The following is a 13,584-nucleotide window of genomic DNA, read 5'->3' as shown; positions in this document are numbered from 1 at the left end:
ATCTCATTATGAAAAAATCAATATTAATTATATCAAGCTTGTTCTTAACCATAATTATGCAAGGACAAATCATCCCACAGCCAAAACCTGGAGTGGCTCCAACAATAAAAATTGGAAAACCACAAACATTTGAATTAAAAAATGGTTTAAAAGTTATGGTAGTTGAAAACCATAAACTACCACGTGTATCCTTTAGTCTTACCTTAGATAACGACCCTTACACTGAAGGTGATAAAAAAGGTGTGTCTGAAATGACAAGTGCTTTGATAGGCAGCGGAACTTCAAAAATTTCTAAAACAGCTTTTAACGAAGAAGTTGATTTTCTTGGAGCAAACATCAATTTTAGTTCTAATGGTGCATCAGCAAGTTCTCTTTCAAAATACGCAGGACGCGTATTAGAATTAATGGCTGACGGCGCTTTGAACCCTGTTTTTACTCAAGAGGAATTTGATAAAGAAAAGGCAAAATTTATTGAAGGATTAAAGGCGAATGAAAAAAGCGTTTCAGCAGTAGCTGGAAGAGTTGTAAATGTTCTAACCTACGGAAAAAATCATCCAGCTGGTGAGTTTGTAAGCGAAACTACGGTAAAAAATGTAACCCTAGAGGATGTAAAAACAAATTACAACACCTATTTTGTTCCTAGTAACGCTTACCTTATTATTGTTGGAGACGTAAAGTTTAGCGAAACTAAAAAAATGGTTGAGAAATTCTTTAGCAACTGGAAAAAAGCAGTTGCGCCATCAATATCATATACTGATCCAAAGGATGTTCCTCAAACGCAAATTAACTTTATTGACATGCCAAACGCAGTACAATCAGAAGTTGCTGTGGTGAATATTTCTAAACTTAAAATGACAGATCCTGATTATTTTGCTGTTTTAATTGCAAACCAAATTTTAGGTGGTGATTTTAATAGTTACATCAACATGAACTTGAGAGAAGCTCATGGATGGACTTATGGCGCTAGAAGTAGCATTTATGGAGACAAAAGAGTTGGAACTTTCAACGCTTCCACTCAGGTGCGTAACGCTGTTACAGACAGTACAGTAGTTGAAATTTTCAAAGAATTAAAAAAGATTAGAACTGAAAAAGTTTCTGAAGAAATGCTAGCAAGCGTAAAAGCGGGTTATATAGGTAGATTTGTAATGCAAATTGAAAAACCTCAAACTGTTGCTGGTTATGCTTTAAGAATTCAATCACAAGGTTTACCTGCTGATTTCTACGAAAACTATATTAAAAACATCAGTGCCGTAACTGCCGATGATATTTTAAGAGTAGCTAACAAATATTTCTTAGCAGATAATAGCCGTATCGTCATAGTTGGTAAAGCTGCTGATGTTGCTGCTGGATTAGAAAAACTAAAATATCCAGTACAATATTTTGATAAATATGGTAATCCAACTGCAAAACCAGAGTTAAAGAAAGCTATTCCTGCAGGAGTTACAGTAAAAAGTGTTCTTGACAATTACATCAAAGCTATTGGCGGACTTCAAGCCGCACAAGCAGTAAAAACTATCGTGATGAACGGTAGTACTACAATTCCACAGGCTCCAGCTCCATTGAGTTTTGTTTCAAAAACTGATTCAAAAGGAATGTTAATGGTAGAGTTAGCTATGGGAACGATGAGTTTAATGAAGCAAGTGGTAAATGAAAAAGGAGGTTACGTGATGCAACAAGGACAAAAACAAATTCTTGAAGGCGAAATGTTAAACGATATGAAAGCAGAAGCTACTCCATTCAAAGAATTAACACTAGCATCAAAAGAAGGTCTTACATTGGTAAACATTGAACCAATTAATGGTAAAGATGCATACGCAATTAAAAATGGTAAAACTACATTGTTCTATGATGTGGCTTCAGGTTTAAAAGTAGCTGAATCAGTTGTGATGGAGCAAGGTGGTAAAAGCATGACTAAAACTACCTCATATAGTGATTATAAAGAAGTAAAAGGCGTAAAAGTTCCTTTTAATATGATTCAAAATGTAGGTTTTGATATTGACATTAAAATAAGTGATGTTAAAATTAACGAAGGAGTACTTGCTACTGATTTTCAATAAATAAACAGCGCATAAATAATAAAGGTTGTCTAGCAATAGACAACCTTTTTTTGATTCAAAATTTCTTGGGCGTGACCCCATAAAAAAAGGGACCTACTCAGCAATACCGGCTAGTTGGTCCCTTTTTTTATGCTGTCGGGCAATACGCGCTACTTCGGTAGCTTGCTACTTTCCCTCACGCAAAACCGTCATAAGAACAATTATTTTTTAGCAGACAAATACACTCCTATTAAAACAATAAAAGCACCAAAAAGCTGCACAGGTGTCAACATTTCATTATCTAACAATCCCCAACAAAAAGCAACAACAGGAATTAAATACGTTACTGATGTCGCAAAAACAGGCGACGACATTTGAATCAATTTAAAGAAAAGAATATTTGCAAGTCCTGTCCCTACAACCCCCAAAATCATAATAAACAAAATAGATTCCTGTACCTTAAGTTCGCCCACCTGCGAAAAGAAATTGGTAAACAATAAAACGGTAAAAGCTGGCACCAAAAGCACAATAAAATTTCCCGTTGTAATACTCAACGGACTCAAATCATGCAAGTATTTCTTAATTAGATTTACATTTACAGCATAACAAATAGAAGCTATCAAAACTAGAATTGCGTAGTAATAATTTTGCTCAGGATGATGAAAAGCACCGTTCAAAATCAACAAAGCGCTACCTATAAGTCCTATTAATATCCCAAAGGTTTGATTTCTTTTAAACTGTAAACCAAAAACGAGTGCGCCAATGACAAGCGTATTCAAAGGCGTTAAAGAATTCAATATAGAACTCACAGAACTATCAATTTCTGTTTGTGCAATTGCAAATAAATAGGCTGGAATAAAAGTACCAAACAAAGAGGTTAACGCAATATACTTCCATTTGAATGAAGGTATTTTAGCAGCGCTTTTAAAACCAATAAAAATTAAAAAAATGGAGGCAAATATAATTCGAAGTGAACCTAATTGCATGGCTGTTAACCCTACCAATCCTTTCTTGATCAAAATAAAAGAACTCCCCCAAACAAGCGCTAGAACAACAAGATACACCCACTTTAACTGCTTTGATTCCATATAGATAATTTTACTCCAAAATTGTACTTTTTTTATGAATTACGCCTTCATTTTTTAATTAATTTTGTAAACACATTTAGAAAATAAACTTTTAATAATAACGTCATGAATTTCAATAAATCAATACTTGCATTATTGTTTGCTTGCACCCTTTTTGTGGGATGTAAAGAATCAGAAAACAAACAACCAGGAACTGAAATTGCTGCTGATGCTGAAGGCAAAAAAGATCCAAACGTAAAACCAAAGAAAATTGCCGCAGCAAATTTACAAACCGCAAGCTTTGCAGTGGAAGGAATGACCTGCGCTGTAGGTTGTGCTAAAACCATTCAAGAAGACTTGACACAACTTGATGGCGTTCAGGAAGCCACAGTAAATTTTGAAACAAAACAAGCCAAAGTAACCTTTGACAAAACCATTCAGTCACCTGAAAAACTGACTAAAGTTGTAGAGGCAGCCGCTGATGGTAAAACGTACAAGGTAAAAGATATGAAATCTTAAACGCTTCATATTAAAACGAAAAAATCCTCATAAAGAGGATTTTTTTTGTTGATAGAGGTTACGCTTTTTTTGATATTATCAGTATAACCTAACTGTTATTTCCATTTTAAAGTTTCCATGAGGCGCTGCATATCATTTTTTATATAACTGGCTGCAGGCATAATTGAATCAAAATTGGGCTTGGCATAAAAGTATACGGATCCCGTTACAAAATGTCTCGTACTGTCTGTTACATAAAATTGTGAGTTTGTAGCAGCATTCCCATCCACTTGATAAAACATACCGAACACTTTCTTATCTGGATTCAAGTACGGTTGCTCCAAAATATCATCTGCTTTTATAACGTGTTTAAAAGTTAGTGTTTGCGCATCTCGCAACAACACGTTGATGTTATTACGAACAGGATTATAGGTCAAAAAAATGGTCGCTTTCATTTTAGGATACGTAATGGTAAAACCACAATTTTTTTCTTTTTTAATGATTGCCTCCGAGTTCATCTCAAATCCAAAAGGACATTCATTGGCAAAATTCACATAAGTAGCCTCTGGGTAATCCAATCGTAAAAAGCCTGCCGGTTTCGGTAACAACTCCTCTTTGCAACTGAATAAAACTGTAACCAATAGTATTAACGTGATGCTAATTTTTATTTTTTTTAAAATCATTATCGAATTTTATTTAAAAGAAACTATCCTATTTTATTTTCTCAAAACGGCAAGTCATTAATAGGTAGCGTCTTATTTTCGGGTTCAAAATTAGTGTTTTTTGAATCATCACCTGCAGCTGTAGATTTATTGTTTTCACTTTCTTTTTTTGTAGTAAGAAAAGTGAATTCAGTCACTTGAATTTCCATGGTTTGCTTTGTACTCCCGTCTTCTGCTTGCCATTGTCGTGATTTAATCCTGCCTTCAACATAAATTTTATCTCCCTTAGAAAGGTATTTTTCACAAAGTTCAGCGGCTTTGTTACGCACTGCAAGATTGTGCCATTCTGTAGAAGTTATTTTTTCATTGGTAGCTTTATTGATGTACACTTCATTAGTAGCCAGCTGAAACCTGCCTATGCAATTGCCCCCCTCAAAGTAGTGCATCTTGATGGCATCACCAAGATAGCCTATAAGCATGACCTTATTTAATGTTCCGTTCATTGTGATTTGTGGTATGTATCAAAGGTACATTTTTTTTGGAAACGGTTTAAAACAATTCTTTTTCAATAAAATTATGAATAACAATTGGGAACGGAAAACTTCGCAAGGTTTCAATATCTATTGCGTTTTCTAAAGTTTCTTCTACTTGAACCTTCCAAAACCTAATATATAAATGCTGGTGGGATAATTTGTGTAACACACTCTTTGTGTTGTACTCATATATAATAGGTTTTGATTCCTCTTTGCCATACAGTTGTTGAACATATTCATTCACACAATCAAAACCTTCCTCTTTATCCGTTTCTAAAACTGGAAACTCATATAGGTTGTGCCAAATTCCTTTATCAGTACGTTTTTGAACTAAAGCATTACTGTTAGCATCTTCAAAAACTAAATAATTAAAGTAGCGATTTCGTACTTTGAGCTTTTTTGACTTTACAGGCAATTGGTCAACTTTCTTTTTTTGTAAAGCGGCGCAGCTATCGTTAAAAATACAAACACCACAATCAGGACTTTTAGGTACGCATTGCAAGGCACCAAACTCCATTATGGCTTGATTAAAAATTGCAGGATTGTCCTTTGGCATCAATTCAAAAGCCAAAGCAGAAAATTTATTTTTGGCTGCAGCCTGAGCAATATCCGTATCCAGATCAAAATAACGAGCCAATACTCTAAAAACATTACCATCCACTACAGGAACCGCTTCGTTATAAGCAAATGATGCAATTGCAGCAGCCGTATACGTGCCTACTCCTTTTAGTTTTAAAAGCTCATTGTAATTTTCTGGAAACACTCCTGAAAGCTCTGTGGATATGTATTGAGCTGTTTTGTGTAAATTACGTGCTCTAGAATAATATCCTAATCCTTGCCATAATTTTAAGACTTGTTCCTCACTTGCAGCGGCCAAATCAAAAACAGTGGGAAATGCTGTAGTAAAAGCAAAAAAATAGGGCATTCCTTGAGCTACACGTGTTTGTTGCAACATGATTTCTGAGAGCCAAATCTCGTATGGATTTGTAGTATGACGCCATGGCAAATCACGTTTGTTTTGTAAATACCAATCTATCAGTGTTTTATAAAAAATCATGTTTTAATTATTTGTTAGCAAAAGTAAAAGTTTATGTAATTAAAATTTAATGAATTAGCTTGAATTATTGTTTTTTAAATTCCTATATTTGCAAACTCAAAAAAATAGTACAACATTATAAATAGGAAAGAAAATGACGAAAGCAGATATCGTAGCAAAAATTTCAGAAAAATTAGGTCTTGAAAAAGGAGATGTACAAGCAACTGTAGAGACCTTTATGAATGAAGTTAAAAATTCATTAGAAACTGGCGACAATGTATATTTAAGAGGTTTTGGAAGTTTTATAGTGAAGACTAGAGCTGAGAAAACAGGTAGAAATATCTCAAAAAATACAACAATTAAGATTCCTGCACATAACATTCCTGCATTCAAACCTGCAAAAGTATTTGTAGAAGGAGTGAAAACAAATAACGAAGCAAAATAATAATATTAATCATAAAATCGACAAGACATGCCAAGTGGTAAAAAAAGAAAGAGACATAAGGTAGCAACTCACAAACGTAAAAAAAGAGCGAGAGCTAACCGTCACAAGAAGAAAAAGTAGTTTTAAACTACTTTTTTCTTTTTAAAAGTTCATTGAAATTGAAAATCCAGTCAACAGCATACAGTCTCCGTAAGCAGTTCATATGCAAACTGAAACTGTATCCTGTAAACTGAAATTTTCTCCGGGTACAATACCTGTTAAAATATTGTTTAATCCATCCTTACTTTAGCCGTCAGCAGTTAGCCGTGAGCATTTAGCCAACTTATTAAGCTAAAAGCCAAAAGCTAAAAGCTAAAAGCTTTTTGTTGGGATAAAAATTTACAAATGAATAAAGAATTAATCATTAGATCTAGTTCTGAAGCCGTAGATTTTGCCTTATTAAAAGATGGAAAACTAATTGAATTACACAAAGAAGAAGAAAAAAGTAACTTCCAAGTAGGCGATATTTTTATTGCTAAAATCAGGAAACCAGTTGCTGGACTCAATGCAGCTTTTGTAAACGTAGGCTTTGAAAAAGATGCCTTTTTACATTATCACGACTTAGGTCCTAACCTCTCTTCTCAACTGAAATTCATAAAACTTGTAAGCGCAGGTAAAATAAAAGATTTCTCCCTAAAAAACTTTCAGTTTGAAAAAGAAATAGACAAAGATGGCACCATTACTGATGTTTTGAATGCCAATCAATCTGTTTTAGTACAAGTCGTCAAAGAACCTATATCAACCAAAGGACCAAGAATTAGCGCTGAGCTCTCTCTTGCAGGAAGATTTATAGTTTTGGTTCCGTTTTCTGACCGCGTTTCTATTTCACAAAAAATAGAAGACAAAAAAGAAAAGGAACGCTTGAAACGATTAGTGCAATCTGTCAAACCAAAAGGATTTGGTGTTATTGTTCGCACAGTAGCCGAAGGCAAAAGCACAGTAGAATTAGAAAAAGATTTGCAGAACCTGCTAAGCAGATGGACTGCAATGTGTAAAAAATTACCAACTGCTCATCATCCGTCAAAAGTACTTGGAGAACTCAACAGAGCTTCATCAATACTTCGAGACGTGTTTAATGATACCTTTAGCGGTATTCAAATAGATGATGAAGAGTTGTACAACCAAACAAAGGATTACTTGCAAGAAATTGCACCATCCAAACAATCAATTGTAAAGTTCTATCAATCAAAAGACACACCTATTTTTGAGAAATACAACATAGAGCGACAAATCAAGACTTCATTTGGAAAAACAGTTTCCATGAGTAAAGGAGCTTACCTAATTATAGAACACACCGAAGCGTTGCACGTTATAGACGTAAACAGCGGAAACCGTTCTAACAAAGCCACCAACCAAGAAGATACTGCCATGGAAGTCAACATGATAGCCGCTGCCGAAATCGCTAGACAATTGCGTCTGCGAGATATGGGTGGCATCATAGTAGTTGATTTTATCGATATGTCTAATCCTGAAAATCGCAAAGTGTTGTTCGATTTCTTAAAAGAAGAAATGAGCGATGATAAAGCCAAACACAAAATCTTACCTCCTAGCAAATTTGGATTAGTTCAAATTACACGTCAAAGAGTAAGACCAGAAGTTAATATTAAAACCAGAGAAGAAGATCCAAACAATGTAGAAGGCGAAATTGAAGCGCCAATTCAAATCATTGATAAAATTTCTTTTGATCTAGAAAGAGTATTAAAAAACCACAATCAAGTTGTTCTTAACGTTCATCCGTTTGTGGCCGCATACCTTACCAAAGGTTTTCCATCATTGCGTTCAAGATGGTTTCTTGAGCACAAAAAATGGGTGAAAATTATACCTCGTGATGCTTACACGTACCTAGAATATCATTTTTATGACAAAAAAGAAAATGCTGTCATAGAATAAAACAAACTCCTCAAGAAATTGGGGAGTTTTTTTTTGCTCTTTTTTTAGGAGCTTTTTCCAGCTATACGCTATATTCCCGATCAAAAAAACTACGGCCAAAAAAGCCTTTTTTTTTAAAATCGGGAGATGCCGCTGCTATCTGGGCTAAAATACCCGAGAACTTAGACCTCCTTCTTCATAACATTATGTTTACTATTTCATCGACTTTTAATAATCTGATTTTCAATAAGTAAAAACAGTAAGGGTTTATTTTTACTACTACTAATTACTTAACGATGAAAACACTTTTAAAAATAATAAACAAAAACAGACTTTTCTATAGCAGCTGTTTAGCATTGACCACAGCTTGTATATTTTTTTTAATTTGTTATTCAAAGGCCGATACTTTCATAATTATGAATGGATTCCATACATCTTTACTAACTATAATTTTTCAAAATATTACGTTTTGCGGAGATGGTCTTTTTATAATAATAGTGTTTACTATTATAATGATTTCTTTCAAAAAACACAGAGATTTAGGTGTTGTTTTATTAATTAGCTATTTAAGTTCTGGACTTTTGTCACAAGTAATAAAGCAATTTGTAACGTCTCCAAGGCCTAGTGTTTATTTTGAATCCCTTCATTATGCTTATTACCTAGACACTTTTTCAAATTGCAGAATAGGCTTTCGAAGTTTCCCTTCGGGGCATACTGCCTCAGCCTTTGCGATGGTTACTGTTCTTACTAGTTATTTCAAAAAAAGACATGTTTGGGCTCTTTGCTTACTGTTTGCAGTAGCTATAGCCTATTCTAGAATTTATTTGGCTCATCATTTTCTAATTGACGTTTTGGCTGGAGCACTAATAGGAGTCTTATCAGGAACTTTAAGTGTTTTATGGTTCAAGAAAAAAAGATTCAAAATCAAAAAAATTGTAAAACAATTTCAAATAGCGATTCATAATTCTAAAACACAACATAAACCAAACATTAATGGATCTTATTAAATTTTTCAAATTTGGGTTGGTTGGGTTTTCTGGTTTAGTAATTGACTTTGCAATAACGTGGATTTGTAAAGAAAAATTATTGTTAAATAAATATCTTTCCAATTCATTTGGATTCTTATTTGGTGTTGTAAACAACTACTTTTTGAATAAATATTTTACTTTTCAGAACAATGATAATCACGTAGCAACTCAATTTCTAAGCTTTTTGATTATTTCAATTATAGGTTTTTTATTAAACACTTCATTCCTTTATTTACTTCAAAAGAACACCAAAATCAATTTTTATGTTTGCAAAGCGATTGTAACTATAATTGTTTTCTTTTGGAATTTTACAGCTAACTCATTGTATACCTTTACATTATAATGACAGAAAAACAACAATTAGTTTCAATCATAATTATTGCTACGCTTGTTAGGTGTATTATTGCAATGTCAATTGGATTAGGCAATGATGAAGTGTACTACCTCACATATGCACAACACCTGCAATGGAACTATTTTGATCATCCACCAATGGTTGCATTATTGATCCGTCTAACTACTTTTGATCTCTATTTCACAAACGAACTATTTGTTCGACTAGGAGCAATCGCTCTCGGAGCTATTAACACTTACATAATTTATGATATCTGCAAAGGAATCAAAAATAAAAAGGCCGGTATAATAGCTTCTTTATTGTATACTAGTTCTTTATATTCTAGTATAATTGCTGGTGTCTTTATTCTTCCAGATTCACCTCAATTATTTTTTTGGCTGATTAGTGTTTACTTTCTAATTCAAAATGTTTCAGGGCAAGCCAATCAAAAAAAACTAAATTATTCTCTTATTTTATTCGGTTTATTTAGTGGATTATGCATTATGAGTAAAATTCACGGTGTTTTTTTATGGGGAGGTTTTGGATTGTATATTTTAATTTATAAAAAAGATTTACTTAAGAATGGTTATCTTTATTTAGCATTTCTAATCACTTTACTCCTGATTTCACCAATATTAATTTGGAATGTAGAGAACCATTTTATTACGTATACCTATCACAGTCAAAGAGTCACCATTAGCAGAGGAATTAACCCTTTGAGCTTTTTCAGAGAGTTTTTGGGAGGCGTTTTATACAACAGTCCAATCAATTACTTTTTAATACTTATTTCATTAATTGCCGTTTGGAAAAACAAAATTGATATTGAAAAACCCATAAAGAGGTTACTTCTTTTCTTGAGTTTACCTTTAATTATACTATTACTTATCCTCTCCTTCTTCAGAGAAACCCTACCACATTGGTCTGGCCCCGCTTTTGTAACGCTATTAATACTTGCTTCGTGTTATATTTCAGATGAAATAGAAAAAAGTAAAATTACATTTCCATTTTGGAGAAAATCAGTTTATTCCTCTTGTATATTGATTTCTGTAATTACGGTAGCAGGAATTCTAACGATAGATTTCTACCCAGGAACGATTGGCAGCAAAGATGAAATATCCTTGGGAAAAAAAGACTTTACACTGGATATGTATGATTGGAACTTCTTCAAAACTGAATTTAAAAAAGTTCGAAATAAAGACCTACAATCAGGTTTGTCAGAAACTACATTCATTCTAAACAACAAATGGTTTCCGGGAGCACACATTGACAATTATATTGCACAACCTCTGGGTTTAGATTTTATTGCTCTAGGAAAACTGGAAGACATTCACACTTACGATTGGTTAAATACCTATAGAAAACAGCTTAAAACTGGAGATGATGCTTATTTCATAACCGTTTCAAATAGTTTTAGCGATCCAAAAGAGCTTTATCAAAAGAGTTTTAAAAAAATCAATGCTCCTGTAGTCATCAAACAATTTAGAAATAAAAAACCAACACGAAATATGCTGGTTTATTTACTTCAGGATTATACCGGAGAATAATTTTTAATTATAAATTTACTCTTTTACAATTTCTATTTTTCTTCGAATTTCGTTTCCAAATTCATCCACCACAGTGATGTAATGAAATCCTGTCGTTGCCGAAATAGGCATTTCATGGAAGGTTTTGGTACTGCCTTTGAACACATTATCAACATACCAAAAAAGTTTACTATCCCTTTGAGAATGGGCTACTTTTAAAATCACGGGCTGAACTTCGCTATTAAAATTCTTAGTAAGATAAATTTTGCTATTGGTTTTTGGATAAATAAAATCCATTGTAGCCGTTTGTGTTCCCATACAATCATTTCGAAACGGTGGCAAAGGCAAATACTCAATATGCTGACTTTTGTAATACCATGCCATCACAGGGGGCAAAGCGAACCAGTTTTTGGTCACTATGTTTTCTATGTTTTCGCAACTGCTGTTCACTTGAAATTGCAATGATTTATCCAAATGTACCGTTTTATGATACGGACAAATGGACGTATTTTTTCCTTTCTTCGATACTAATTGTTTTATTTTCGGACAACCGTCTTTGGCCAAATGACCACTCAAACTACACACCTCAACTTCTTCTAAATCCTTAATTGGCGTATCAAACCATCGTTGTCTAGGCAATAAATTAAAAACATCAAATAAAATCGGTGCTGCGCTAGTAACTCCCGTCAAGGTAGGTCTGCCCTCGCCTGTTGCATTACCCACCCAAACGCCTACAACGTATCTTGAATTAGTACCTATCGCCCAAGCATCCCGATTCCCAAAACTTGTTCCCGTTTTCCATGCTATTTTTAGTGAACTGTCATAGAATTTCCAAGCCTCATCTCCTTCGGGACGATTGACTTGTTCCATTGCGTTATAAGTGAGCCAAATCGATCCTGCGCCCAAGATGTTCTTTTGCTTGGTTTCATCACCAAAATCAACTTGAAAATCATCATCGTAATTCAGTTCAGCAAATTCATTAGCTCTATAATTCCCTTGATTTTTATTGAAATAATTTAAGGTCGAAGATAAACCGGCGTACGTTCTACACAAATCCCATAAATTACTTTCGGCACCACCCAAAATAAGTGACAAGCCATAATGATCAGGCGGTTTTGAAATATCCCGCAATTTGAATCGCTGCAATTCTTCATAAAATTTATTCACTCCAAAATCCTGTAGCATCAATACAGAAGGGATGTTCAACGATCGCGCTAATGCCCGATGCGCTGGAACCGCTCCATCAAATGTCAGGTTGAAATTTTGAGGTGTATAGCCCGCAATCTGCGTCGGGATATCTGCAACTAAGGTATTCGGCAACAGCTCTCCATCATCTAGCATACCAGCGTATAAGAGCGGTTTTAGAATACTTCCTGTACTTCTTGGTGCATCAATAATATCGACATCTTTTTGATGATTACCGTCCGTAGGCGAGTTGCCCAAATAGCTCATCACTTTTCTATTGGAAACATCGATAACCAAAATAGCCAAATTATGTACTTCATTTTGCTTGTATTGATTGTAATAATATTTTGCAATTTGATTGACTCTATTTTGCAACCCAATTTCTATTGTCGTTTTCACCCGAGTCCCTTCTTGATTCTTGGCAACACGTTGCAATAAATGAGGGGCAATTTGAGGTAAATCATACGGTTTTTGAGGCAACGGTTCGTCTATCGAAAGCTCGTAAGTTTGCTTGTCAATGACTCCCTCTTGGTTTAATTTCAACAAAAGTCGGTTGCGCTTGCTCAATAATTTGATTTGGTTTTTTCCGGGATAAATCAAACTAGGCGCATTTGGCAAAACGGCCAAAGTAGCACTCTCAGCCCAAGACAGTTGATGGGATTGCACGCCAAAATACCGCCAGGAAGCCATTTCGAGACCTACCACATTTCCGCCAAAAGGAGCGTGAGCGGCATACAATTCCAAAATTTCGTTTTTAGAATAACCCATTTCTAATCTCGTAGCAAGAATGAGTTCGATTATTTTCTCAAAATAGGTTCGCCCTTTTCCGTTTCTTGACAAGCGAATGACTTGTTGCGTCAGCGTACTTCCTCCACGAACGACTTTGCCTGCTTTTCTGTTTTGCTGAACCGCATTGACCATGGCCACTGGATTGAATCCAGGGTGTTTATAGAAATATTCGTCTTCAAAATAAACGATACACTTCTTGAATTTATCGGGAACGCTGTCTTGTGCAGGAAACCGCCATTGCCCATCGAGAGCAATTTTAGCGCCAAGCAATTCTCCTTCTTTACTTTCAATCACTGTTGAATAAGGTTCTTGAAACAAAGTTCGTGGCAACGAAAAATAATAAACCACCAACAGCAAAAAGGCTATTGATGATTTAATTTTATTTGTTTTTATCCAATTAATGATGCGTTGTAGGAACGCTATTAGTTTGTTTTTCAAAGTGATTTTTATTTAACCGTAAGAATGGCAAAGTATTTTACTGATTTTAAAAACATCATATAGTTACTGTTTTATCTGCGTGACATATTTTCACGCAGATTT

At 34.4% G+C, this 13,584-nt stretch carries 12 protein-coding genes; 7 read left to right on the top strand and 5 right to left on the bottom strand.

What is annotated here, in order from left to right; translation table 11 throughout:
• Positions 1-8 precede the first annotated feature (8 nt).
• Positions 9-2,057 carry a M16 family metallopeptidase gene (locus AC061E_RS02120; RefSeq protein ID WP_478284785.1) on the top strand — a complete coding sequence of 683 codons (2,049 nt, stop codon included), beginning with the start codon at positions 9-11 and terminating at the stop codon, positions 2,055-2,057.
• A gap of 200 nt (positions 2,058-2,257) precedes the next feature.
• Here the strand turns inward: AC061E_RS02120 and AC061E_RS02115 are convergent, their stop codons facing one another.
• Positions 2,258-3,124 (bottom strand): DMT family transporter, encoded by an 867-nt coding sequence (locus AC061E_RS02115; protein ID WP_478284784.1) that lies wholly within the window; start codon positions 3,122-3,124, stop codon positions 2,258-2,260.
• 105 nt (positions 3,125-3,229) lie between these two features.
• Between AC061E_RS02115 and AC061E_RS02110 the strand changes: the two genes are divergently transcribed.
• On the top strand, positions 3,230-3,622 hold the full coding sequence (locus AC061E_RS02110) for a heavy-metal-associated domain-containing protein (protein ID WP_478284783.1): 393 nt from the start codon (positions 3,230-3,232) through the stop codon (positions 3,620-3,622).
• Between the two features lie 95 nt (positions 3,623-3,717).
• On the opposite strand, the gene gldD is transcribed toward AC061E_RS02110, so the two are convergent.
• Genes gldD through mutY form a run of 3 tightly spaced genes read right to left on the bottom strand, consistent with a single transcriptional unit; the run spans position 3,718 to position 5,853 of the window.
• The gene (gene gldD, locus AC061E_RS02105; protein WP_478284864.1) at positions 3,718-4,281 is read right to left on the bottom strand and encodes a gliding motility lipoprotein GldD; all 564 of its coding nucleotides are present in this window, start codon (positions 4,279-4,281) and stop codon (positions 3,718-3,720) included.
• 44 nt (positions 4,282-4,325) lie between these two features.
• A complete protein-coding gene (locus AC061E_RS02100) occupies positions 4,326-4,766 on the bottom strand; it encodes a single-stranded DNA-binding protein (RefSeq protein ID WP_478284782.1) in 441 nt (146 codons plus the stop codon).
• A gap of 46 nt (positions 4,767-4,812) precedes the next feature.
• Positions 4,813-5,853: an A/G-specific adenine glycosylase gene (gene mutY / locus AC061E_RS02095; RefSeq protein ID WP_478284781.1), complete on the bottom strand. Its 1,041-nt coding sequence runs from the start codon at positions 5,851-5,853 to the stop codon at positions 4,813-4,815.
• 133 nt (positions 5,854-5,986) lie between these two features.
• On the opposite strand from mutY, the gene AC061E_RS02090 reads away from it, so the two are divergent.
• From AC061E_RS02090 to AC061E_RS02070, 5 genes are all read left to right on the top strand, one after another.
• Positions 5,987-6,277: an HU family DNA-binding protein gene (locus AC061E_RS02090; protein ID WP_066080765.1), complete on the top strand. Its 291-nt coding sequence runs from the start codon at positions 5,987-5,989 to the stop codon at positions 6,275-6,277.
• 384 nt (positions 6,278-6,661) lie between these two features.
• Positions 6,662-8,206: an Rne/Rng family ribonuclease gene (locus AC061E_RS02085; RefSeq protein WP_478284780.1), complete on the top strand. Its 1,545-nt coding sequence runs from the start codon at positions 6,662-6,664 to the stop codon at positions 8,204-8,206.
• A gap of 395 nt (positions 8,207-8,601) precedes the next feature.
• Positions 8,602-9,192 (top strand): phosphatase PAP2 family protein, encoded by a 591-nt coding sequence (locus tag AC061E_RS02080; protein WP_478284779.1) that lies wholly within the window; start codon positions 8,602-8,604, stop codon positions 9,190-9,192.
• Positions 9,179-9,556: a GtrA family protein gene (locus AC061E_RS02075; RefSeq protein WP_478284778.1), complete on the top strand. Its 378-nt coding sequence runs from the start codon at positions 9,179-9,181 to the stop codon at positions 9,554-9,556. The genes AC061E_RS02080 and AC061E_RS02075 overlap by 14 nt, the downstream gene beginning before the upstream one ends.
• Positions 9,556-11,091, top strand: a complete 1,536-nt coding sequence (locus AC061E_RS02070; protein ID WP_478284777.1) for an ArnT family glycosyltransferase — start codon at positions 9,556-9,558, stop codon at positions 11,089-11,091. Before AC061E_RS02075 ends, AC061E_RS02070 begins: the two co-directional genes overlap by 1 nt.
• Positions 11,092-11,106: 15 nt before the next feature.
• Here the strand turns inward: AC061E_RS02070 and pbpC are convergent, their stop codons facing one another.
• A complete protein-coding gene (pbpC, locus tag AC061E_RS02065) occupies positions 11,107-13,482 on the bottom strand; it encodes a penicillin-binding protein 1C (protein WP_478284776.1) in 2,376 nt (791 codons plus the stop codon).
• Positions 13,483-13,584 lie beyond the last annotated feature (102 nt).

Source organism: Flavobacterium sp. GNP011 (assembly GCF_056428925.1).
The sequence above is the reverse complement of the archived record's forward strand: the minus strand, read 5'-3'. Positions and strand labels throughout refer to the sequence as shown.